This window comes from Pararhizobium sp. LjRoot238 (assembly GCF_964252955.1).
Classification (GTDB): Bacteria; Pseudomonadota; Alphaproteobacteria; order Rhizobiales; family Rhizobiaceae; genus Pararhizobium.
Genome location: NZ_CAXUPP020000001.1, coordinates 3,582,678 through 3,604,057, shown reverse-complemented (window position 1 = coordinate 3,604,057; position 21,380 = coordinate 3,582,678). Strand labels below are relative to the sequence as shown.

Here is a 21,380-nt window from a genome sequence, read left to right as displayed (position 1 = left end):
TTAAAGCGGCATCCCTGGGGAAAAGAGAAAATACGCAATTAAAACAGTCTCTTGATATCAGGTCTTGCGGCGGCGGCAGCGCCAGTTCCAGTCGCGGGCCTCACCGGTATCGATATGGACCGATTCCGTGTGACAATAGGTTCCGACGCCGCCGCGACCGGGAATAGTGCGCAGATAGTCGGCAAGATCCCATTTGCTGACGCCGGGCACCTGGATGTCGGCCGCTTGGCAGGTCGTGTGAAGGGAGTACCGCCGGCCACCGGCCCGTATGTTGTGTTTCACATCCCGCAGGCCCGACGTCACCATGATCTTGCGGCCGTAATGCGTCTCGACCACCTTCAGAACCTGCAGCAGTTCCGGCCGGAAACAGCCGGTCTCCACTTTCTCCGTCTGCAGCCAGAGGCCGTTCGGCGCAAGCCGTGCCAAGCCGGACAGGGCGGCCACTTCGACCGCGGCGCTGTCGTCGTCATGGCCGGGCTGGGCATCGTCCACTGTCGCAAACATCGAAGTGGTCTGGACGCTAGGCAAGTCGGTGAACCCGAGTGCCGCGATCTGCTGCTGCGGCATATTGGCGGCGACAAGCGTCTTTTTAGCCGGCGCCTTGGCGAAACGATCGCCGTTGAACTGATTCCGGTTCTTGCGCTTGGCAGCGAACAGTGCCGCGAACGTCAGCGGTTTCTGTGTTGCGTCCTGCTCGTCGCCGTCGTCTCCCGGGTTGCCAGACTCGGGAACAGCGGCGACGGCAAGCGCCGTCGGATCCGCAGACGCGGATTGTGTCGCCGCTGGCTGAGGCGTACTGCCTTCGTCACGCATGGTGTTGCCCCTCGAGGGAATCGGTACGGCTACGGGAAGGGCGGTGCCGTCCGCGCCAAGTTCGGCGCTTGCCACTTGCTGTGTTGCCGGAACCGGCCCCTCGGTATTGCTCGCACCTTCAAGCGGCAGGGCAGCCGGATTGGCTGCAGGCTGGCCATTGTTGAAAAGGCTGTTTGTGGTCGGGTTGACGCCGGTTTGTTGCCCCACCGGCAGCGGTGCATTGCCGGATCCCGCGTCGGCGTCCTGTGCCGGGACCGCATTCGGCGTCTTGACCGCAAAGATGCTGCTGGAGGTTGCCTTGACGCCTGTGCTTTGCATCGTCAGCGACGCCGGCTGACCGTCAGGGATGGCCGGAACCATCGCGTTGGCCCCGACCGGGGCTGCGGCCTGTCGCTGTGTGTTGGCGCCAACGGTAGCCACCTGTTGGTCTTGATAGGTGTCTGGCGCCGTCTGTTCCGCGTCGGCGGCTGCGATTTCGGGAACTGTCTGCTCCACCGCTGACGCGGTTTCCTTCGCGGCCGATACACAACCGGACAGGACCATTGCCGAAACGGCCAGGGCGAGAGCACAGCCGAAACCGCGAATCGTCGCCGTCTTTTGCAGAACATGACGCAACGTTGGATCCCCCACTCAATGCGGGCCGGGCGACATATCGCTGCCGTCATGGCCGATCATTTCGAAGTCGCAACAGCATAGTGTCGGCACGATCCCTGTTGGGGTGTTCGCGCCGTTCTTGCGGTTTGACCGGTTCAACCGGAAGCAGAATGGGCATCGACCTTAAGAGGCGAATCACATCCTGATCCCCTTAACGTTTCGCGCCACAGTAGTGAACGCGCCGTTGTTTGTAAACCTGCGCTGACGCAGGCGGTGGTTGTCGCGCGGTTCTATAAGGAAGCTTCCACCAAGCCGGTGGTTAAACTGTCCCGGAATGAACCAGGCGATTTTCATATTTCGGTCTGATTATCGTCTGGCCTCATTGCGCGGGGCTTACCAGGCGCCGGTATTGCCCATCGACAACCATGGCTCCTGCGGCGGCAAGTTTTCGCCCTTCTGCAGGATTTCGATCGAAATGCCGTCCGGCGAACGAACGAAGGCCATGTGCCCATCGCGCGGCGGGCGGTTGATGGTGATACCGTTGTCCATCAGGCGCTGGCAAATCGCGTAGATATCGTCGACCTCATAGGCCAGGTGACCGAAGTTGCGGCCGCCGGTGTAATCCTCGGTATCCCAGTTATAGGTGAGTTCCAGACAGGGCGACAATTCTGCCCTGGCGTGGTTGAGATCGCCGGCCGCTGCGAGGAAAACCAGGGTGAAACGGCCCTTCTCGTTCTCGTAGCGGCGGATTTCCACAAGGCCGAAAAGCGTGCCATAAAAGTGAAGTGCCGCGTCCAAATCTTTGACGCGAACCATCGTGTGCAGATAACGCATTGTAATGTCCCTGTTTTGCTGAGGATGAGGTATATTTAGCCGCAAGCCAGCCAGAGGCAAGGCTCGAGAGGTAGCTTTGATCGACGGCAAATTTCATCCGAGGGCTTGCGCAATCGCGGCGGGACGATGTTATTCTGACCGTCAAGAATCAGTTAACCGTAATGAATGTGACGCGTAAACGAGGGGCTGGCGGGCAATGGCGGACAGGATTTCACCGAAGGGCGTCGTGCCGGATGACGACTTTGGCAATGACGCGCTTGATCTGATCGAAATCACCGGCGTGATCAAATGGTTCGACGTTGCCAAGGGGTTCGGCTTCATCGTGCCCGACAACGGCATGCAGGACGTGCTTGTTCATGTCACCTGCCTGCGCCGCGACGGCTACCAGACCGTTCTTGAAGGCGCCCGTGTCGTTGCCTTGATTCAGAAGCGCGACCGCGGCTACCAGGCTTTCCGCATCCTGTCGATGGATCAGTCGACGGCGGTCCATCCGTCGCAACTGCCGCCGGTCAAGACGCATGTTCAGGTGACGCCGACCAGCGGGCTGGAGCGGGTGCTCGTCAAGTGGTTCAACCGCACCAAAGGTTTCGGCTTCCTGACGCGCGGTGACGGCACCGAGGACATTTTCATCCATATGGAAACGCTCCGTCGGTTCGGGCTTACCGAACTGCGTCCCGGCCAGACCGTTCTGGTGCGCTTCGGCGATGGCGACAAGGGTCTGATGGCCGCCGAAATCCATCCAGACGTCCCGGCGCCGACCGGTCGGGCGCACTGATGCGGGCGCGTTTCCCGCGCCTTGCCGGAAGCGCCCTCGTGGCGCTTTTTTTATGGCTTGTTCCGTTTTGTGCCCCTGCAGCAGAGGTTACTTTCGACACCGCACCCCTGCAGATCATCACCGCCGGCGGCAAGGTTCACAGGTTTACAGTCGAACTGGCAGTTGATAGCGATCAGCGCGCACAGGGTCTGATGAACCGCCGTCACATGCCGCGGGATCGGGGCATGCTGTTCGATTTCGGTGAGACGCGCCGGGTGATGATGTGGATGAAGAACACCTATCTGCCACTCGACATGTTGTTCATCGCCCGGGACGGCAAGGTCGAGGCGGTGCGTGAAAACGCAGTGCCGTTGTCCGAAGCCATCATCGATTCCCGTGTCCCGGTCGCCTTCGTCCTCGAATTGAATGCTGGCACTGTCAGCCGTCTCGGTCTTGCCCCCGGGGACGTCGTCGACAGCCAGCGCATATCCGGCGCAAAGCCTTAAATCAGCATTCGCGCATGCGTTGGATTGCGCAATTTAGCTATTGCAGGGGCAGGGGTAAGCGTGTATCTCCGCGCCATCGATGGGTCACGGAGTGTAGCGCAGCCTGGTAGCGCATCTGGTTTGGGACCAGAGGGTCGGGAGTTCGAATCTCTCCACTCCGACCATCGAATTCTCCCTCCTTTAGTGTTGGCATTCGTTGAAACTTCTGTTTCGCCGCGCAAACGCGTTTGGTGATATCGTCTGACGAATTTGAACAGCGTTTCGGCGAACCCTGCAAACCGGTAAAATCGCAAGGATATCGCCGGAAAGTCATTCCGTTTTAATCCATTCTGCGCTATGGCAATGCGCAGCGTCACGCAGCCGTGAGCCGGCGTGACGGAACCAAGGTGGAGACCGCTCGAGACATGTCCGCGAAAATCTATCGACCCGCAAAAACCGCCATGCAGTCGGGCAAGGCCAAGACGCATTTGTGGGTTCTTGAGTTCGATCAGGAAAAGCCGCGCACGATCGATCCGATCATGGGCTATACGAGTTCGGCCGATACCCGCCAGCAGGTGAAGCTGACCTTCGAGACCGCCGAGCAGGCGATTGCCTATGCAGAACGCAACGGCATCGAGTACCGCGTCATCGCGCCGAAGGAAGCCACCCGCAAGAGCGTCTCCTACAGCGACAATTTCCGTTTCAGCCGCACCCAGCCCTGGACTCACTGACACCAGGCTGCCAGTTTCCGGAGGTCATGGCCTCCTTCAAGCGGCCCCTTAGCTCAGCTGGATAGAGCACCTGCCTTCTAAGCAGGTTGTCGCAGGTTCGAGCCCTGCAGGGGTCGCCAAAACTTATACAGTGCCACATACGTCGGACTATCTCCCGAATTTCCGGACTCGTTACCATATATGTTCGGACTTGCGCGACGCTTTGCCTTTGGAAGTCACTGGTCACTTGAGCGTCAATACACACGGTTAGATATCCTTCGCCATTCTTATGCTCTTGGCTGACGTCTGTTCGCGGGCGACTTTGAAGCCGCACCTGCGGTAGAATTCGACGGCATCTGGCGCTACTGCCGCGGACAACGTGGCGACGCTTCTATGTCGGCAAAAATCTTCAGCCAATTTCATCATCTGGAGACCATAGCCACTTCGTTGCTGAGCCTGGGCGACCGCGGCCCGCCTGATGAATGCCACTCGGTTACGGATGTCTATCCGTACTACGCCGACTGCGCCCAGTTCAGGGTGAATCAGGAGCTTCGGATAGTTGTTCTCGGCACGTTCATCCGGGTGGTCCTCATCGTACGATCCCCCGTCATGTCGCGCCTCGAAAAGCACGCTACGCCGGACGTCATGGTAAGCCTTCCAGGCTGCGTCAGTGAGTGGTGAAACGAGCGTTAGGTTCATTGGCGGCCCTCCTTCTCATTGACAATCATGCGCCTGAAGCTCGCCATCACGGCTTGGATGCAGTCGCACCCGCTCGACGGCTGCCACATCATCGCATACACGCCGCCTAGTTGCAGCAGGGTCGAATGCGACCCTCGTTCGACAATCCGTCCTGCGCTCAAATTTCGCCTCGACCGTAGAAAACCTGAGGAAATGCGAAACAGACCACGGTCTCTGCGCCGAGTTGCACTGTGACGAGATAAGCCACCGGCTGACACAAACTGCAAAAGACATCTCAATTTGGTTGCAATTGGTCGGTTACAGCTTGGCATCCGCCTCATGAGACCAATCTTTCGGAAGGAAACGTCATGACCTCTAAATTGCGCGTTGCTGTTCTCTTTGGCGGGCAATCCGCCGAGCATGATGTTTCCATCCTTTCGGCTCGCAATGTCATCAAGGCAATCGACGTCGCCAAATATGAGATCATACCGATCCTTATTGATCGAGCCGGGCAATGGCTGCTGATCGAACTGGTTGATGGCGCCTTGCCGGACCTCTTAGCCTATGCCGGGACAACGGTCTGCTTGCTGCCCGGTGGCCGCGGTCGTCTTCTCGCTTTCGGCGCACCCGCCGGTTCCAGCGAATTGCCGGCGATCGATATCCTGTTTCCCGTTTTGCACGGGATGCATGGCGAGGATGGGTCCGTCCAGGGGCTTGCCCAGATTGCGGGTGTTCCCCTGGTCGGCTGCGGCATCCTCGGATCGGCCATCGCCATCGACAAGGACGTGGCAAAACGTCTGTTGCGGGAGGCGGGTTTGCCGGTCGCCCGCTCCATCACGGTCAGATCCGGCGAAAGCCCGATTTTCGAAGACGTCACTAACATTCTGGGCTCGCCGATTTTCGTCAAGCCCGCGCGACAAGGCTCGTCGGTTGGTGTCAGCAAAGCGCGAACTGCCGGCGAATTTCACGTCGCGCTCGCCGAGGCATTCAAGTTCGACACGAAGGTTCTCGTGGAGGAGTTCGTTCAGGCCCGCGAGATTGAATGTGCGGTTCTTGAGAAGCCCGAGGGAGCAATCGCGGTCTCCGTCCCCGGCGAGATCGTGACGGGCGAGGGGCACGGCTTCTACACCTATGAAGCAAAGTATCTGGACGAAAAGGGAGCCACCATCAACATCCCGGCGGTGCTCCCTGAACAGACGGCGCAACATCTGCAGGACATGGCCAGGCAAGCGTTCATCGCGCTGGGCTGCGAGGCGCTTGCCCGCGTCGATTTTTTCGTGCGGCCGGATATGAGCACGGTGATCAATGAGGTCAACACGATGCCAGGCTTCACCGATATCAGCATGTATCCGAAAGCGATGGCCGCGAGCGGAACGTCTTACCCCGAACTCGTCGACCGGCTGATCGAGCACGGATTGGCAAGAGCCAAACAGGCCGTCTGATCGTCGGCAATGCTGTTGTAGAACCGAGTTTTTGCCCGCGCGTTCAGGTGGCATGGGCTAGGTTTTCGCCGACATCTTTGCCACGGCGCAAATACCCTGTCCGGTCATCATCGCCCGCTTCTGCGGACCCACATCCTCATCAGCTTTGCCTTCGTCCTCTTGGTCATCATCTCGATCGAAAGCATGCCCGGGCTTTCCGACGCGCAGGTGCGTATCGATCCGTTGCGGGTTGTTGAGGCGTGACGGCCGGGGTCGCTTTCCTCGCGGCCGGAACGATCATTCTGTCCCAAGGAGAAGTGCGGGGACTGACGACCGGTGCCCGCATGTGGCTGGCAGGGGCGATCGGCCTTGCGCTCGGATTCGGGCACTGGCTGATCGCGGCTTTTGCGCTCGCAGTTGGAAAGCTTGAAAATACCTGTAAATCGAAACCGGCGTCGCCTACTGAACTGATGGCGCACGGCAAAGACAAGAACCGGCAGCCCAAGTCCTGATAAAAAAACGGACCGAAGGCATGTCTGCCGTTCGGCCCGTCCGGTAAAGGTCGGATAGGGGAATTTCCAGACATCCGCAGGCGAGCAGCGCTGCGAATGGGAGGTCTCTTACCGCCTCATCATGCCCGAACGCCGATATTTCCATTTGACATAAAGCGCAGAAGATTTGACATTTTTGCCATGCCGCAAAAAGAGCTTTCCGAAGACGGCGTCGCCGTCGTTATTGTCATCCTGCCGGAATCGTCGATCATGTCGCTCGCCTCGGTGCTGGATCCGATGCGCGCCGCCAACCGCGTCGCCGGCAAAGCGCTCTTCCGCTGGAAAATTCTCTCGCCCGATGGTGAGCCGGTTCTTCTGACCTGTGGTGTGTCGATCGCCGTCGACGGTGTGTTTTCGGCGCGCGCGGTGGGCGATTTTCTGCTGGTGATTGGCGGTTTTAATCTGGAGCGCCATGCGGGCAAGGCGTTCATCGCCGGCCTGCAGACCTGCGCACGGCATTTTCCCGTCGTCGCCGGTATCGAATCAGGATGCTGGCTGCTGGCGCGCTCCGGCCTCGTCAATGGACGCTCGGCAACGGCGCATTGGGAGGAACTGGAGGATTTCGCACTGGCTTTTCCCAACGTGTCGGTCAAGGCCGACCGTTTCGTCACGGACGGCAAATTCTGGACCTCGGGTGGGGCGTCGCCAACGTTCGACATGATGCTGCACATGATCAGGCAACGATTCGGCTCGGCCGTTGCGCTCGATGTGGCGAGCATCTTCGTCTATGACGAAACGCATGCGGCATCGGATGCGCAGCCGCTGGTCTCGCTTGGCCGCATGGAAGCGCTCGATCCGGAACTGGCCCGCGCCATCCGGCTGATGGAGCGCACGCTTGACCGGCCGCTGTCGATCGCAGCGCTCGCCCTGCGGGCCGGTCAATCGCGTCGCAAGCTCGAAATGCGCTTTGCCAAGGCGCTCGGAGTAAGCCCCGGCACCTATTATCTGCGGCTTCGCCTGCAGGCGGCCCATCGGCTGGTCAGCGATACGGAATTGAGTGTCCGCGACATTGCACTTCGCTGCGGCTTCGACAGCCTGTCGTCCTTCTCCCGCGCCTTCAAGCATCAGTACGGCGAAAGCCCGCTGAAACTGCGCCGGGGCAAAGGGCGTCAATGACAGGCGGCGGCATCTGCATCCATCCAGTGTATACTGAGACGCCAGTGGCCAGTGCCAGCCAGCACGTGACGCGCGTCTGTGATGCTGCGTGCGCCTTTCAGCTTTTACTGACGATCCCGCCGGTGCTCCAAGGGCGAGGCCCGCGCTGCGGTGACAGCCCGGGCCCCTTGTCGCCTTTTTCCACTAATGATGGCGGCGACTTGTAGAGGCTTGGTCACGGGGAACGACAAAACCTCCAGCCGATCGAAGGAGGTTGCGTCTCGGATCGGCGGCTAGAATTTTAGCAATCTGGAATATATCGGCAATATCAAGAGCTATCATCCATCATGACGGTTCGCGAGCGAACGACGCTTGACGTCGTGCAGGTGACTCCTACGCCTCCCGGATGGGACAAAAGGCGCCGCCGGTATCCGGGCCATCCATAAGGCGAACGGCTGGTCTGACATCGGATATAATGAGATCATCAATCCGGATGCGTTGGACATCCTCTCCGAGATCCCGGCTATCTGAGGCGAACCACCAGGAAGCGCCAAAGGGAATTTCGCCAGGACAACCTCCTACGATAGGGCGGGTCATGATCACGGAAATCGAGATCGAAGACATTGGCACATACCGGCTGCCGAACATGTGGCCATGCACCGGATCAAGAAGATGGCGCCAGGCCCAAACAAGCATCTGGCGCCGTTCGCTTTCGGCCTGGGGATGACCATCCGGCAGTTCAAGACACTGCCGATCGAGAAGCAGCGGGAGGCGGGGATGCCCATCTACGCCTCACAGCGCCGTCAGCAATCGTGCCGTCTGATCAGATGGAAGGGGAGCCGCGTCAAAGACTTCCACGGCCCTGGCAGAGGCTTCCTGAGGCCTCAGATGGCGGACCTTGGCAGGAAGCTACTGCAGGTCAAGCAGGAGCTTCCGCACGGGCATTTCCGGATATGGGTGGAAGATAAATCCGGCATCACTTACAGACGCATTTAGCAAAAAGCCCATCGCAAACATTGTCACTATAGTCGAGGCGGCTCGGCTGCTTCCCGATCGGACACGAGAAAGATTGAGCTGAAGCTTCGGAGATAAAAAACGCAGCGGAAAAAACAGATAAAATTACTCGAAACATCAACAGTCACTCCCTTTGAGGGAAACGTGACAGGATGCACGCGAGTGTCAAGGTTTAGCAAATTGACCCAATATGTCGAATTGCCACGCCTGGCCCTGCCGCCACCTGTCCATCTTCGAGGAACTGCACGCCCTCTGCCTCCAGAGCGGCTTTCACCTTCTCAACGGTATCCCGCGATACAAGGCCCGTATGGTCAGGCTTCCCCTCTATCCGCCTGAGAGTGATGAGCGGCACTCCAGCCTTTTCGCATAACTCAGCTTGTGTCATTCCCAGCAAATCCCGGCCTGCCTTGATCAATATCTTCATTGTCCGCTCTCTGAGAACTTTTTATCACTGATGCACTTGCTATCAGCGCCTGTCTAGTGATAACAAATTATCAGTTCACTTGGTGAGCTGAAGAATTCCAATCGGGAGAACAACTCAATGCCGAACACCATCGTTCCGGCTGCTGGCGAATCCATGCCGAAAATCAGTCGCCGCTCCATCCTTGGAGGTATGGTAGCCTTGGTTACACCGGCAGCCGTCGCGGCCGCTTCAATGCCGTATGCCGCGAAAACTGATGAACTACCCGAGCCGACCCTCGAAGAGCGCAGAGACCTTCTCGTTGCCGAGCTTGGCGCCGTCCTTCAAGCGTTAACCTGCACTGCGTGGGACGTAAGAAACAACCGAGAACTTGGCGTGGTCGTCATGGTCGATACCCACGGCAAGATTGAGCCAGAGCAATCGCTCTCTCTGGTGGCCACGCGCGTAAGCTATCGTGCATTCAAGGCCGGCGTTTAAAACACGAGAAGGGACCGTCTGATGACTATCTCGCCTTCGATCGTACAGGTTCGCCGTGCCATTCTGGAAACCTGCATCGAGAAGTTGATCGATCTGCTCGACCGCATGGATGGTGACGAGAACCTTGAGCCCTACCTCGCGGATTTCGACCCGCGATGCCTTAACGATTTAGAGGCAGAAATCACCGACGAGCCCCATGACGGCAACGAACTTAAAGAGGACGTGGCCGAATGCGATTGCCCTGGTCTGATCTTGGTGGTCAGGGTCTGTAACCTGCCTGCTGCATTTGTACGTAGAATCGTTCGCAGCGTCACAGATGCAAAATATATGCTAATAAAACAATTAGTTATGCGTGAAAATGGCGGAAGAGGTGTCATCGATACTGCTACCCTCATGCGATGTCAGAACATAATATTTCTTGCATATTTTTCATATAGATAACCGCTTATGTGATTGACCTGACATCCTATGATATTGTCTGAAATAACGCCCGATGCGATGCTCAAAGTGGGACGCAAAGTGGGACGGAAATGGGACGTGGCGAGATCGACGAGCAAACTTACTGCGAGAACAGTTGAGACCATCAAAGAAATCGGGAAGCATTCTGACGGCGGCGGCCTCTACCTGAAGGTGGCGCCTGATGGGAAGCGCTGGGTCTTCATGTACACGTGGCTAGGCAAGCGCGTTGAGCTTGGACTTGGTCGTGCTGCGGATATGCCCCTCAAGTCTGCCAGGGACGTCGCCCAACGATACCGCACAATGGTCTCCAAAAACGAAGATCCCAGAATCGAGAGAGCTGAGGAAAAGAAGAAGCTCTCGACATTCGGGGAAGTGGCGCTTGAGTTCATCGAAACCCAGGAGGGAAGTTGGAGGAACAGCAAGCACCGGGATCAATGGTATTTCACCCTCTCGCTGCGTAAGGACGAGCAGGGGAAGTTCAAGAAGGAAGGGTACTGCGTCAAGATCCGTGACCTTCCCGTCGACTCGATCTGTACAGAACATGTCGTGAGTGTCCTGAAACCGATCTGGCAATCCAAGCCTGAAACCGCCAGTCGATTACGTGGGCGGATTGAATCGGTTTTGAACGCCGCCAAAGTCATGAAGCTTCGAACGGGTGAAAACCCCGCAGCCTGGAGGGGCCACCTTTCGAATATCCTGCCGAAGAAGCAGAAGCTGTCGCGTGGACACCATAGTGCGATGCCGTTCGCTGACGTGCCGGCATTCACACAAGCGATTTTAAAGGTGCCGACCGTCAGCAACCTAGCGCTCGCTTTCGCGATCCTCACGGCCGCGCGCAGCGGGGAGGCCATGGGCGCGGTATGGGCTGAGATCGACTTGGAATCGCGCGTATGGCGCGTTCCCGCCGAAAGAATGAAGGGAGGGCGTGAGCATGTTGTTCCACTCTCCGACGGAGCCGTGACGATAGTGGAAACTATGATCGCGCTACGTCGACCCGACAACGAACACATCTTTCCGGGAAAGCGGGGGCCGTTGTCGGTTATGGCTCTCACTATGGCGATGCGCAGGCATGGGGCAGGGGAGTTCACCGCCCATGGCTTCCGGAGCAGCTTCAGAGATTGGGCCGGCGATGCAACAACGTTTAAGCGTGACGACATCGAACTGTGCCTCGCTCATGCTATCAGCGATAAGACGGAAGCGGCCTATCGTCGTGGGCATGCTTTGGAGAAGCGGCGCAAAATCATGAAGGCATGGGCTGATTTTCTGACCGGTCTGATGGGAGAAAACGTCATTGGTTTTCCGGTGGCTTCGGCCAACTGAAAAGATCATCAGCGTTTACGTCGGCGATATCCTTGGTGAGGTCGTCTTTCGCATGGTCAAAAATCATAGCTAGTGCTGCTTCAAAATCATCGAATGCAATGGCTTTGACGCCTGTGATCGGCTTGATAAAGTCGTCCACAACCTCGTCCAGATGCCAATATGATAGGCGCTTCTTCGCTTGGATAAAGACCTCTTCGACTTGCCTATTCCATTCAACAGAGGCTTGATTTCGCACGAGCCTCACGCCTGCTCCACCCATCGGTGCAGCCTCGTCCTCTTCAATGAACTCGACCCCCGCCTGCTCTAGGGCAACTCGGATGTTTTGTAGAGTTCCCTCCTGCGCATTGAGGGAACCGTTGAGGCCTTCCAAGCGCCTTATTGTGCCAAGTGAAACACCGGACTTCGCAGCCAATTCTGTTTGCTCCATACGGATCAACGCTCTAGCCGCGCGTATTTGCTCTGCAGTCAACATGGATAGCTATACCTCTAACGATTTGGATGTCACATCTTGACATGCCAGCGATTAACGATTAGTTATAGCACCATTCAAATAGATGCAATACACAAGGAGGTTACGTGTATCCCCGAGATCCATACATGACAGTTCGCCAAATCTGCGAAGAGCGGCAAATTTCTGCGAACTCATTCTACCGTTATCGTAGGGCTGACCTCATTCCCGAGGGGGAACCTGCTGGTCTACGCGGAAAGCGCTGGAAGAAGTCGATCGTCGATGCGGCGTTCGCCGCAATGCAGAACAAGCGATAGGATGATCAGTCAAACGAGGGTCATTTGATGGCCAGCTTGAGAATTTCGGCGCTCACATCCGCGGCGACTTCAAGGATGTTCCAGTTTTCAAGCCGATATTGAAATAACCGGCGCGGCGGTACCGCGTATTCCATCATCGAAATCGAAGGAGTTCAAACATGGGCAACCCCATGAACGGCGAAGCCATGCCGAAAACAATGACTGCCCTTCTTGCGAAAGTCAGTAAGCTTGAGGACGCAGTGAACCTGCGTACGGATGACGACGACAGCTTGGATGCGGAACTCGAGCGGTTCGATCGTAAGATCAAGGCTTACAGCGTCGTCACCGAGGAAGATGCTGTCGCTCTGCTGGGGTACATCATTCGAACCGGCGGGCTCGAAGTCAATCTTCTCATACACCTGGAAAAACTATGCGGATGGCTCCGCAGAGCGACCGCACCGCAAATATCGATCACATGCAGCGGATCGGTGCTCATCGAGCGGAGCGAGGTGCGCGCATGAGCTCCACGACGAAACCGAAGCCTTCGACCGATCGCCTTTTCCAGAACAAGTTTGCCGCGGAATTCGAGAGCCTTACGAAGCTCATTGAGATTGCGCAGTCCCTCCTGGTTGACGCTGGGTCTGATCCTGCTGATGACAAGTCAGCGGGATTGGCGACAACGATCTTGACCGGCGCCGTTGAAATGTCCCGCAGGGCGAAACTGTCGCTGCTGGACATGGAATCAGAACTGGAACATCAGCTTGATGGAATACTCAACCGTATCGGCCATACAGAGGGGATGGTGGAGCATCTAAGCCAGAAGATTATCGGCAATCCGCGCATTGAAGGCATCATCGCCGTTGCCACCCGAGCGATGGAAGCGGACACCTTCATGACCGCGCAGAAGCTTTCGAAAATGGCACTTCGGGAGGCATACGAGGAGTTCAAGGAGAAGCGCGGAATCGAGAGAATCGAAAGAGATAGCCCTGAATGGGCCACGATGATGCAGGCGACGAGTCCCCAGTACGAAACATTGGAGACGGCGAAGCGTGACGCTCGCAACGCGCAACGGCGCCTGGCGGCAGCTATCAGGAAACACCGTAAACTTACTCATTGTGAGGCCGTAGCCGCCGAATGACAGATCCACGTCACCTCCTCTTCCCGTCCGTGTGGGAAGAGGAATTCGTCTTCTCCGGTAAACCGCGGAAGATAGAGGCTGTTGCCGCAACTCCATATCGATGGCCCACAAAATCGACGCTCGCCAACGAATATATAAAGGACTGGCAGAAGAAAGCTGCGGCCGACCTGGCGGATCTCAGACTGGCACGTGACACGCTCGACTGTATCGCGTCCCACTTCTCGCGCCGGGACGGGATATGCCGGCTGACGGATATGCAGCTTTCGAACAGGTCAGGCCGCTCGACTCGATCGACGCAGCGAGACATAGACCGCCTACATAAGTTGGGTTGGCTGTTGATCGACTATGTCGGCGGTGATCAGAAACAGCGACGTGTCCGCATGCTCAAGATATCCCATCCGCTCACGGAGAAGCCTCGCCAACGTATCCCCCGTCCTGAACCGAAGGATATCTCGCCAACGTATCCACCATACGTTGGCGAACCTGATATGGGAGACCGCCGCGATGTCTGAAACCCAACTTGACCTATTCGACTGGAGGCCGCCGGCAGAGATTCTGCCGTTCCCGCTGAATAGAAGCCATGGTGCGACCGCGGGAACCGCGAAGGCAATCATCGACCTGGAGAAACCAGCGCGCACTGGAAGGCTCAACTCCATCCGGGCGCAAACGCGGAAACGGTACGAGCCACTGTTTGGCAAGGAGCGGGCCGAGAGGATCGCCGACGACCTGTTACGCCAGATCAAAGTCCAGATCACGTATCGCGAATATGACCGCGGGTTGAGACGTCCGGATGAGGCATGAGGCGCTCCGCGCCGCCTTCGGCCGTTCGCCCTTTGGGCTCACCATGCTCCATGACCATCGCGGCAAGAGCCGTGGACTTCGTTTTTTTTTGAATGGAAAGAGTTTTTATGCCTCGTAGCTTATTGCAGCAGACAGCAGCTAGCCCGACGAAACTCAGATCGATCCAACGGTGGGAAGACGTACCGATCCAACTGCTCGAGGAAATGCTTCTCGTCTGTGCGGAGATGGTAGACCGTCGGGGAGTAACCGCCCACCCCCTTCTTGAAAAACTCGAGAGCGAATACATCAAAGCGAAGCGTCGGACGAGCCAAGTTGAGCGAATAAAGCGGCTTATCGCATCGGACTGATCGCGTGCCGCACGCATTGACCCGGATGGCTTTCGATAACACGCCAACCGCTTCGCACCTTCAATTCACCTTAGCCAATGGGGGCACTCCTGGAGACCGATCTTCGACATCGCCGTTCCCGGAATCTCCGGGAGCGGCCCCTGAGGTTTGTACCAAGATTGGAGAACGGATGCCAAAACTAACACGCAAGCAACGGAAGGCCGCAGCGAAAGCACCCAACTGGGTACGCACAGTCGCTGCAAGCAAGTTTGATCCGACTGCGGACAGAGCTTACCGGAACAAGAAACTCGGCACATTCGGTGCCGCTTCGCCGGTAAGACGGATCGATCCTGCGGAATACATGGCTGAGAAAAGTAAGCTTTCGACATCGCCTACCAATAAGGACGATGACGCATAGCGACCTTGGGCAGCAACGTGCCGGCGCGCTTTTTCATATCGGCCGGCACCAAGCTACAGAGCTACAGAAATTTCGGCGATGGGGGTTTATCGCCCTCGATCTGCTGAAAACAACCGTCAAAGCGTGCAGAGAAAATGGCTCGAATGAGTGAAAATCAGCGGGTTAATATAAATTAAATCCGAGGCGGTGACACATGGCGAAAGTTCAACACCCATCGAGAATATCGATTGATACAGTATATATTTAAGAAAAATTAAATTCACACCAGTTGTTGACGGTCTGGAATTTTTAGACTCAAATTATAGCCGAATCTGATGGTTCCGAAGCGGACCGAATCAATCCCGAGACAATCGAATACGCGCCGCCACAAGGGCGATGGGATCGGAGTTCAACCCGGTCGCCATGACGCGGGTCCATTGCTTCGGTCGATCGATAGAGGATCGGGGTATCGGCCTGAGACCGATTGGCGTAGGCTAGCCAGACGTGCATCGGGTACTCGCTCACCAGGAAATCTCGGCGCGGCGAATACTGGCCAAATGTGAGGGTTTGCGCTGAAGTGCAAGATGTAGCAAGATACCTCCGCTTGGGGATGAACCGGGTTCCAGCCAATTCATCCCCGCGCGCGGTTGCAGTCAAACGACTGTCGTACCAAGGCCGGGGCGCGACGTCTAAGTGTTTGTGAGACACCGTCGTCGCCTCGGCCTTCGTCAATAGTGCGCAGCAGGATGAAGCAAGATCAATCGTGAATTTTACGGTTCGACGGCTCGAAGCTGTTGATTCTTCTTGCGTGTCCTGCGTGGAACTACGTTCTCTCGAAGAGAATCGCTTTTGGATCAATAGCTTTGATTTTTGGCCGCGAAGTTAGCTGCCGAAAATCAAAAAAAATAAAAAATCTCTTGACTGCAAATGTTCATGGAAAACTCCATGAATGACTGCTGAGCTTGGTCCTCGATGACGCAAATTATTGTTAACGCTGACGCTTCCTGCAGCAACCGATTCGACAGAAGAATGTCAATACCGTCTGCTGAACGCGACCACTGCGCGGCGGTCCGTGCAACTTTATGACATCTTCAGCACATCACTGCTCATAAACCGGCCGCCTTTCGCAAATCATCGTTTATTCGAGATTGCCAGCCATGGTTCTGGCGGTCGAGCTTAGGACGGCCGCGCGGTCTTACGCGGTTTCACTGACTTCCCGTCGGTGTCGCTGGTCGAGCATGTTACGCCCTAGCCATTCATGTATGTGGCGTCATGCTGCATATTCCAGGTTGCCCAGTCAGAAACCTCTGCAACGAGTAGCTCATCGTTTTCATCAAGGCACCCTTTCAGATGATCTCTCAATGCTGAGGGTTTACTGGTACTTTTCAGAATCCAAACTGACCCCTGGGAGTGAAACGCTTTAAGCGCTTTGAGTTTATCGGTGATGCAGGTGTAGTTTTGCCCCTGTTTCTTCAAGTCATACGCGATCGCGAAAAGTCCCATTTCCCCCTCCATAGGTTGCGGGAAATAATCATGCACATATGCAACTGAGAGTCGAGCCCAGCAAATAGGCGCGAGACACTACCGGGCAAGCCGGTTCCGTGGCGCAACGGGCTATTTGCGGTGCAAAGTCAGGAGGCGGGCAATATCCATTGCCAAGCAGGTCTCCATCACTTCGCCCCTCTGGCAGAGGCGACTGGCAGCAGAAGCGCCGGGAATACGATAGGCGACGCGCAATCGAACCATGGCGGCGGATTACCGATGAATCACAGAGCATCAGCTCGTCAACGCGGCTACGATTCCCGATGGGAGAGGGCGAGAGCATCATTCCTCGCCAGACCCGAGAACCAGTTCTGCGTCCGGTGTAAGGAGCGTGGCCTATTGAACACCGGCTACCTCCGCATTGACGGATCGCCGCAGACGAACCCGAAGCGCATGCATCTGGTTGTCGACCACGTCATCCAGCACAAAGGTGACCAACGATTGTTTTGGGACCCTACCAATTGGCAGCCTCTCTGCCCTGATCACCATGACATCGTAAAGCAGCAGGAAGAGCACGGCACGTTGAGGACAGGCACCGACGTCACCGGACGGCCGCTTGATCCGTCGCACCCGTGGAATGCGCGCAAGGCATGACCTGGGAGGGGGAGGGTCGAAAGTTCAGGGCCCACAGGGGGGCGGACCGGCTGGGGCAAGCGTTCGCACTGGAAGCAAATTTGGGGAGGGGGGATGTCGCCCATCCCCGTAGGGGATGATGATGGCATTTGGTGAAATTCCGGGTGGCGACGGTATTCCACCCGAGCCGGATTGGTCGTCTCTCTACGCTGACGAGTTCGACATTGTTGAAGCACACGAGCAGTGGACGATCGTCCTGAACGAGTTGCGGGACGCCGGCACGCTGGCTGTTTCCAACGGTCATGCCATCAAGCGGCTGGTCGAGTTCCGGGTGCAATACGAACGGTCATCGAAACATGTCGCCGAACACGGCCCGGTGCTTAAGGGCAAGCGCGCCAAGGTGGGGCAGTGGAACCCGCACTGGTCTGTCATGCGGCAGGCCGACGAGGCGATCCGCGTCATAGAAGCAGAGCTTGGAATAGCGCCGGCGCGACGTGGCAAGGTAACGAGGGTGCAGCGTGGCAAAAAGGCCTCCCGCGCAGCGGACAGCTATCTCAAACCAGTTTCCGGATGACCCCACCAGTCAATATGCGGCTGATGTGCTTGCCGGGAAGATCGTTGCAGGCGAACACCACATTGCTGCGGCTGAGAGGCACCTAAAAGACCTGAAGGACGGACCAAAGCGCGGTCTGCATTGGCGCCCTGAGATGGCTGCCCGTGCGATCGGCTTTCCGCCCGCCGTGCTCTCGATCACGGCGGGCTCACATGAGGGCAGGCCTTTCAATCTGCTGCCTTGGCACATGTTCTGCACCGGCAATCTGTTCGGTTGGCGCAAGGACAGTGGTCGGATGCGGTTCCGATCCGGCTGGGTCGAGACCGGAAAGGGACAGGCGAAAAGCCCATGGATGGCGGCGATCGGCCTCTACATGGGTGGCTTCTATGGCGTGAAGCGTGCCGAGGTCTATTCGATCGGACAGGACAAGAACACGGCGAACGTGCTGTTTCGCGATGCGGTCGCCATGTGCCAGGCGAACATTCCCGGCGCGGAGGAGTTTGAAACCGACACCCTGGAATCGCGAGGCGAGGTGATCATCCGTGGCACCGGCGACAACGCGTGGAAAATCGAGTTTGCGGAAACGGGCAGCAAGTTCCAGGCGCTGGCTAACGGCGAGGCAATCAACGGTCCGCGCCCGATCATGGTGGCGGCCGACGAGATCCACGAGTTCAAGACGAACACGTCGATCGAGACATGGAAGCGGGCGCTTGCCAAGATGCCGGGGGATGCTCTGATGCTGCTCGGCACGAACACGCCGGCATCGTCACAGATCGTCGGCACCGACTATTCGGAGTTTTATCAGAAGGTCGCTAAGGGCGAGATCATCGACGACGAGGCTTTTGCATTCATCGCCCGCGTGGACAAGGCCGACCGAGCGAACATCTTTGACAACGAAAACTGCTGGCCAAAGGCTATGCCGGCGCTGGGTGTCACCTTCCCGGTTGAGAACATTCGCGGCGAGGTGGCGACTGCCAAGGTGCTCCTTTCGACGTCCTTCTCGGTGAAGCGTCTTTATATGGGCATTCCGACCGGTTCGACGGAGTTCTGGATTGCTGAAGAGGCATGGGCGGACGTCCAGGGAGCCATCGACGAGACGAAAATGCGAGGCTGCAAATGCTGGCTCGCCCTCGACCTCTCGCAGAAGAACGACCTGACGGCCCTGACGGTGGTGTGGCTCGACGATGACGGGCACCTCTATGCCAAGACCTGGTACTGGACAACGCAAGAGCGCTTGAAAGAACGAGGTCTTGCAGACAACGCCCCTTACGAGCAGTGGGTGGCGCAGGAGCACATCACGGCGGTGCCGGGCGCCGTCATCGACAAGACCTTTGTCGCTGCCCAGGTCGCGAAAATCTGCGCCGAACACGATGTTGAGTTCATGGCATTCGATGTCGCCGGGATGGCCGATTTTATCGCCGCATGTGAGCAGATCGGCTTTCCGGTTTGGAAATATCTCGGTCCGGACAAGCCGGAAGGCATTGGTTTGAAGCTTGTCAGCCACGCCCAGGGGACGCGGGTGGTGTTCGAGGACAAACAACTGACGATGCCGCGGTCCATCGAAAGGCTCGAGGACCGCATTCTTGCGAAAACGATCACGATCGACGCGTCGCCTGTGACCTATTCCTGTGCGGCCAATGCGCATCTCGACAGCGATGGCCAGAAGAACCGTGCCTTCGACAAAAAGCGGTCGCGTGGCAGGATCGACGGGATGGTGACCATCGCGATGGGCGTTGGCGCCGCAACAAACGAGTTTCAAGCCGAAATCCCGGCCATTTCGCCCTGGGATGATCCCAATTTCAGTCTGGTGGCTTCATGAAAATTCTCGGCTATGAGCTACGCCGCGAACGGCGATCGGCGACTATCGAAAATCCGACGATTCCCGTTAGTGCAAAGAACTTTCTGGAGTTCTTTGGCATTCAATCGGGGAATCTGCCTTCGGTAACGATCGATAGTGCGCTACGCGTGCCCGCGGTTGCGGCTGCCGTGTCGTTTCTATCGGGCAGCCTCGCAAATTTGCCGCTTCATGCCTTCAAGCCGAAGGGCGAGGGTTCGGAGCGCATCAAGGGCGGCATTCAAAAGCTGTTGAACGAGGCCCCTAATCCGGAATGGACAAGTTTCGGCTGGCGGAAATACTTCTGGCAGCAGGTCTTTACCGGTGGGCGCGGCGTGTCGTGGATCGAGCGGAACGGTTCGAGCGTCGTCGCCATCTGGCCGATGGACCCGTCAGCCACCGTTGTCAAACGGGTGAACGGCCGCAAGGTCTATGTCTTCGATGGAAAGGTGGAGTATCCGGCATCGGATGTGATCGATGTTCCGTTCATGCTGAAGAAGGATCAGATTTCCGTCTACAGCCCGATCGTCCTGGGCGAAAAGGCGATCCAACTCGCACTTGCCATGGGCGACTACGCCGGCGGATTTTTTGCCGGCGGAGGTGTGCCACCGCTCGCCCTGAAAGGCCCGCTTCCCACGGGCGCCGATGGGATCAAGCGGGCCAAGGAAGATATCAAGCGAGCCATCGACGCGGCCAAGGGCAAGAGCGAGTCCATCTTTCCCATTCCCGCCGGGTATGAATTGGTTCCGGTGGGATTTGATCCTCAAAAGGGACAGATGACGGAAGCCCGTCGCTTCCAGATCGAAGAAATCGCCCGGGTCTACAACCTTCCTCCGGTCTTTCTGCAGGACCTGACCCATGGCGTCAAAGCCAATGTCGAACAGCAGGACTTGCATCTCGTCAAGCATGTGATTTCGCAACTGGCGAAGGCGCTTGAGGAGGAATTGAACCTGAAAATTTTCGGGCCGCGCAGCAATGGCCGTTATGCGGAGCACAATCTCGACGCCCTGATGCGCGGTGACTTCAAGAGCCGGATTGAGGCGCTGGCCCGGGGGGTGCAGACCGCGCAAATGACCCCAAATGAAGCTCGGAAACTGGAAAACCGTCCGCCGAAGGACAAGGGCGACGAGCTGTATATCCAGGGCGCTACGGTTCCGCTCGGGTCACAGCCGGTTCTGCAGCAACCGCCCGCCGAGCAGGAAAACGACGAAGACAAGGGAAACGGAGACGGCAATGACACTGAAGCCTGAGGCTGAAAAGCGGTCCCTGGTCAAGCCTGTCGAAACGCGGGCCGATGGCGGCAAGACCACCGTCATCGGCTATGCGGCGATTTTCGGCGAGGAGGCCGATATCGGCGGATGGTTCACGGAAGTCATTGCCAGGGGCGCCTTCACCAAGACGCTGCTGACGGCTGATGCGCGCGCCTATTTTGCGCATGATACCGGCCGGGTGCTTGGCCGGATATCAGCTGGTACACTTCGCCTCAAGGAAGATGACAAGGGTCTCGCGGTCGAGATCGATCTTCCGGACACATCGGACGGCCGTGACGTGCTCACCCTGATCGACCGAGGCGATATTACCGGCATGTCGTTCGGCTTTCTCGTGTTGCGACAGGAATGGGATGAAACGATCGATCCGCCCAAGCGCACCATCCTCGAAGTCGAGCTGCGGGAAGTGTCGATCGTGTCTGAGCCCGCCTATGACGGGACCAGCATAGCGCTGCGCTCGCTTGATGCGGTGCGCGCGGAGAAGCGCCGACAGAATTTCAACGCCGCAGCGACACGGCTGCGCATGAAAGCCAACCTGGACATTCGCGTCCGGAGTAAAGCGTAGGCCTCGCGCCTAA

At 57.5% G+C, this 21,380-nt stretch carries 23 protein-coding genes, 2 tRNA genes and 1 pseudogene; 20 read left to right on the top strand and 6 right to left on the bottom strand.

Annotated elements, in window-relative coordinates; genetic code table 11:
• Positions 1–57 precede the first annotated feature (57 nt).
• Complete coding sequence (locus ACSQ3F_RS17605) at positions 58–1,428, bottom strand: D-Ala-D-Ala carboxypeptidase family metallohydrolase (RefSeq protein WP_436101411.1); 1,371 nt, start codon at positions 1,426–1,428, stop codon at positions 58–60.
• A gap of 372 nt (positions 1,429–1,800) precedes the next feature.
• Positions 1,801–2,241 carry a VOC family protein gene (locus tag ACSQ3F_RS17600; protein WP_436101410.1) on the bottom strand — a complete coding sequence of 147 codons (441 nt, stop codon included), beginning with the start codon at positions 2,239–2,241 and terminating at the stop codon, positions 1,801–1,803.
• A gap of 196 nt (positions 2,242–2,437) precedes the next feature.
• Between ACSQ3F_RS17600 and ACSQ3F_RS17595 the strand changes: the two genes are divergently transcribed.
• From ACSQ3F_RS17595 to ACSQ3F_RS17575, 5 genes are all read left to right on the top strand, one after another.
• Positions 2,438–3,016, top strand: a complete 579-nt coding sequence (locus tag ACSQ3F_RS17595; protein WP_436101409.1) for a cold-shock protein — start codon at positions 2,438–2,440, stop codon at positions 3,014–3,016.
• The gene (locus ACSQ3F_RS17590) at positions 3,016–3,501 is read left to right on the top strand and encodes a DUF192 domain-containing protein (RefSeq protein ID WP_436101408.1); all 486 of its coding nucleotides are present in this window, start codon (positions 3,016–3,018) and stop codon (positions 3,499–3,501) included. Before ACSQ3F_RS17595 ends, ACSQ3F_RS17590 begins: the two co-directional genes overlap by 1 nt.
• An 87-nt stretch (positions 3,502–3,588) precedes the next feature.
• A tRNA-Pro gene (locus ACSQ3F_RS17585) sits at positions 3,589–3,665 on the top strand.
• 240 nt (positions 3,666–3,905) lie between these two features.
• Positions 3,906–4,211 (top strand): ETC complex I subunit, encoded by a 306-nt coding sequence (locus ACSQ3F_RS17580; RefSeq protein ID WP_436101407.1) that lies wholly within the window; start codon positions 3,906–3,908, stop codon positions 4,209–4,211.
• A gap of 42 nt (positions 4,212–4,253) precedes the next feature.
• Positions 4,254–4,330, top strand: a tRNA-Arg gene (locus ACSQ3F_RS17575).
• A gap of 127 nt (positions 4,331–4,457) precedes the next feature.
• On the opposite strand, the gene ACSQ3F_RS17570 is transcribed toward ACSQ3F_RS17575, so the two are convergent.
• On the bottom strand, positions 4,458–4,889 hold the full coding sequence (locus ACSQ3F_RS17570; RefSeq protein ID WP_436101406.1) for a GNAT family N-acetyltransferase: 432 nt from the start codon (positions 4,887–4,889) through the stop codon (positions 4,458–4,460).
• 347 nt (positions 4,890–5,236) lie between these two features.
• Here ACSQ3F_RS17570 and ACSQ3F_RS17565 point away from each other — a divergent pair, with 347 nt between their 5' ends.
• From ACSQ3F_RS17565 to ACSQ3F_RS17550, 4 genes and pseudogenes are all read left to right on the top strand, one after another.
• On the top strand, positions 5,237–6,310 hold the full coding sequence (locus ACSQ3F_RS17565; RefSeq protein ID WP_436101405.1) for a D-alanine--D-alanine ligase family protein: 1,074 nt from the start codon (positions 5,237–5,239) through the stop codon (positions 6,308–6,310).
• Between the two features lie 73 nt (positions 6,311–6,383).
• Positions 6,384–6,801 (top strand): annotated as a pseudogene (locus tag ACSQ3F_RS17560) (MgtC/SapB family protein).
• A 180-nt stretch (positions 6,802–6,981) separates the two neighbouring features.
• Positions 6,982–7,956 carry a GlxA family transcriptional regulator gene (locus ACSQ3F_RS17555; RefSeq protein WP_436101404.1) on the top strand — a complete coding sequence of 325 codons (975 nt, stop codon included), beginning with the start codon at positions 6,982–6,984 and terminating at the stop codon, positions 7,954–7,956.
• Between the two features lie 633 nt (positions 7,957–8,589).
• Positions 8,590–8,931 carry a hypothetical protein gene (locus ACSQ3F_RS17550; protein ID WP_436101403.1) on the top strand — a complete coding sequence of 114 codons (342 nt, stop codon included), beginning with the start codon at positions 8,590–8,592 and terminating at the stop codon, positions 8,929–8,931.
• 190 nt (positions 8,932–9,121) lie between these two features.
• Here the strand turns inward: ACSQ3F_RS17550 and ACSQ3F_RS17545 are convergent, their stop codons facing one another.
• Positions 9,122–9,373, bottom strand: a complete 252-nt coding sequence (locus ACSQ3F_RS17545) for a helix-turn-helix domain-containing protein (RefSeq protein WP_436101402.1) — start codon at positions 9,371–9,373, stop codon at positions 9,122–9,124.
• A gap of 117 nt (positions 9,374–9,490) precedes the next feature.
• On the opposite strand from ACSQ3F_RS17545, the gene ACSQ3F_RS17540 reads away from it, so the two are divergent.
• The 3 genes from ACSQ3F_RS17540 to ACSQ3F_RS17530 are packed head-to-tail and all read left to right on the top strand — an operon-like array spanning position 9,491 to position 11,626.
• Positions 9,491–9,847, top strand: a complete 357-nt coding sequence (locus tag ACSQ3F_RS17540) for a hypothetical protein (protein WP_436101401.1) — start codon at positions 9,491–9,493, stop codon at positions 9,845–9,847.
• Positions 9,848–9,868: 21 nt separating this feature from the next.
• Positions 9,869–10,288 carry a hypothetical protein gene (locus ACSQ3F_RS17535; protein WP_436101400.1) on the top strand — a complete coding sequence of 140 codons (420 nt, stop codon included), beginning with the start codon at positions 9,869–9,871 and terminating at the stop codon, positions 10,286–10,288.
• Between the two features lie 27 nt (positions 10,289–10,315).
• Positions 10,316–11,626: a tyrosine-type recombinase/integrase gene (locus tag ACSQ3F_RS17530; protein WP_436101399.1), complete on the top strand. Its 1,311-nt coding sequence runs from the start codon at positions 10,316–10,318 to the stop codon at positions 11,624–11,626.
• On the opposite strand, the gene ACSQ3F_RS17525 is transcribed toward ACSQ3F_RS17530, so the two are convergent.
• Positions 11,595–12,098 (bottom strand): helix-turn-helix domain-containing protein, encoded by a 504-nt coding sequence (locus ACSQ3F_RS17525; RefSeq protein WP_436101398.1) that lies wholly within the window; start codon positions 12,096–12,098, stop codon positions 11,595–11,597. The genes ACSQ3F_RS17530 and ACSQ3F_RS17525 overlap by 32 nt on opposite strands.
• A gap of 451 nt (positions 12,099–12,549) precedes the next feature.
• Here ACSQ3F_RS17525 and ACSQ3F_RS17520 point away from each other — a divergent pair, with 451 nt between their 5' ends.
• The 3 genes from ACSQ3F_RS17520 (at position 12,550) to ACSQ3F_RS17510 (ending at position 14,309) form a co-directional block, all read left to right on the top strand.
• Positions 12,550–12,891 carry a hypothetical protein gene (locus ACSQ3F_RS17520; RefSeq protein WP_436101397.1) on the top strand — a complete coding sequence of 114 codons (342 nt, stop codon included), beginning with the start codon at positions 12,550–12,552 and terminating at the stop codon, positions 12,889–12,891.
• A complete protein-coding gene (locus tag ACSQ3F_RS17515) occupies positions 12,888–13,508 on the top strand; it encodes a hypothetical protein (protein WP_436101396.1) in 621 nt (206 codons plus the stop codon). Before ACSQ3F_RS17520 ends, ACSQ3F_RS17515 begins: the two co-directional genes overlap by 4 nt.
• 504 nt (positions 13,509–14,012) lie before the next feature.
• Positions 14,013–14,309 carry a hypothetical protein gene (locus ACSQ3F_RS17510; protein ID WP_436101395.1) on the top strand — a complete coding sequence of 99 codons (297 nt, stop codon included), beginning with the start codon at positions 14,013–14,015 and terminating at the stop codon, positions 14,307–14,309.
• A gap of 1,971 nt (positions 14,310–16,280) precedes the next feature.
• On the opposite strand, the gene ACSQ3F_RS17505 is transcribed toward ACSQ3F_RS17510, so the two are convergent.
• Entirely contained in the window at positions 16,281–16,535 is a 255-nt protein-coding gene (locus tag ACSQ3F_RS17505; RefSeq protein ID WP_436101394.1) for a hypothetical protein, read from the bottom strand.
• Positions 16,536–16,913: 378 nt separating this feature from the next.
• On the opposite strand from ACSQ3F_RS17505, the gene ACSQ3F_RS17500 reads away from it, so the two are divergent.
• The 5 genes from ACSQ3F_RS17500 to ACSQ3F_RS17480 all read left to right on the top strand — a co-directional run bounded on the left by ACSQ3F_RS17500 (position 16,914) and on the right by ACSQ3F_RS17480 (position 21,367).
• Entirely contained in the window at positions 16,914–17,168 is a 255-nt protein-coding gene (locus ACSQ3F_RS17500; protein ID WP_436101393.1) for an HNH endonuclease signature motif containing protein, read from the top strand.
• 121 nt (positions 17,169–17,289) lie between these two features.
• Entirely contained in the window at positions 17,290–17,721 is a 432-nt protein-coding gene (locus ACSQ3F_RS17495) for a P27 family phage terminase small subunit (RefSeq protein ID WP_436101392.1), read from the top strand.
• Positions 17,722–17,854: 133 nt separating this feature from the next.
• The gene (locus ACSQ3F_RS17490) at positions 17,855–19,519 is read left to right on the top strand and encodes a terminase large subunit (protein WP_436101391.1); all 1,665 of its coding nucleotides are present in this window, start codon (positions 17,855–17,857) and stop codon (positions 19,517–19,519) included.
• Positions 19,516–20,784 (top strand): phage portal protein, encoded by a 1,269-nt coding sequence (locus ACSQ3F_RS17485; protein ID WP_436101390.1) that lies wholly within the window; start codon positions 19,516–19,518, stop codon positions 20,782–20,784. The genes ACSQ3F_RS17490 and ACSQ3F_RS17485 overlap by 4 nt, the downstream gene beginning before the upstream one ends.
• A complete protein-coding gene (locus ACSQ3F_RS17480) occupies positions 20,768–21,367 on the top strand; it encodes an HK97 family phage prohead protease (RefSeq protein WP_436101389.1) in 600 nt (199 codons plus the stop codon). The genes ACSQ3F_RS17485 and ACSQ3F_RS17480 overlap by 17 nt, the downstream gene beginning before the upstream one ends.
• Positions 21,368–21,380: the final 13 nt, after the last annotated feature.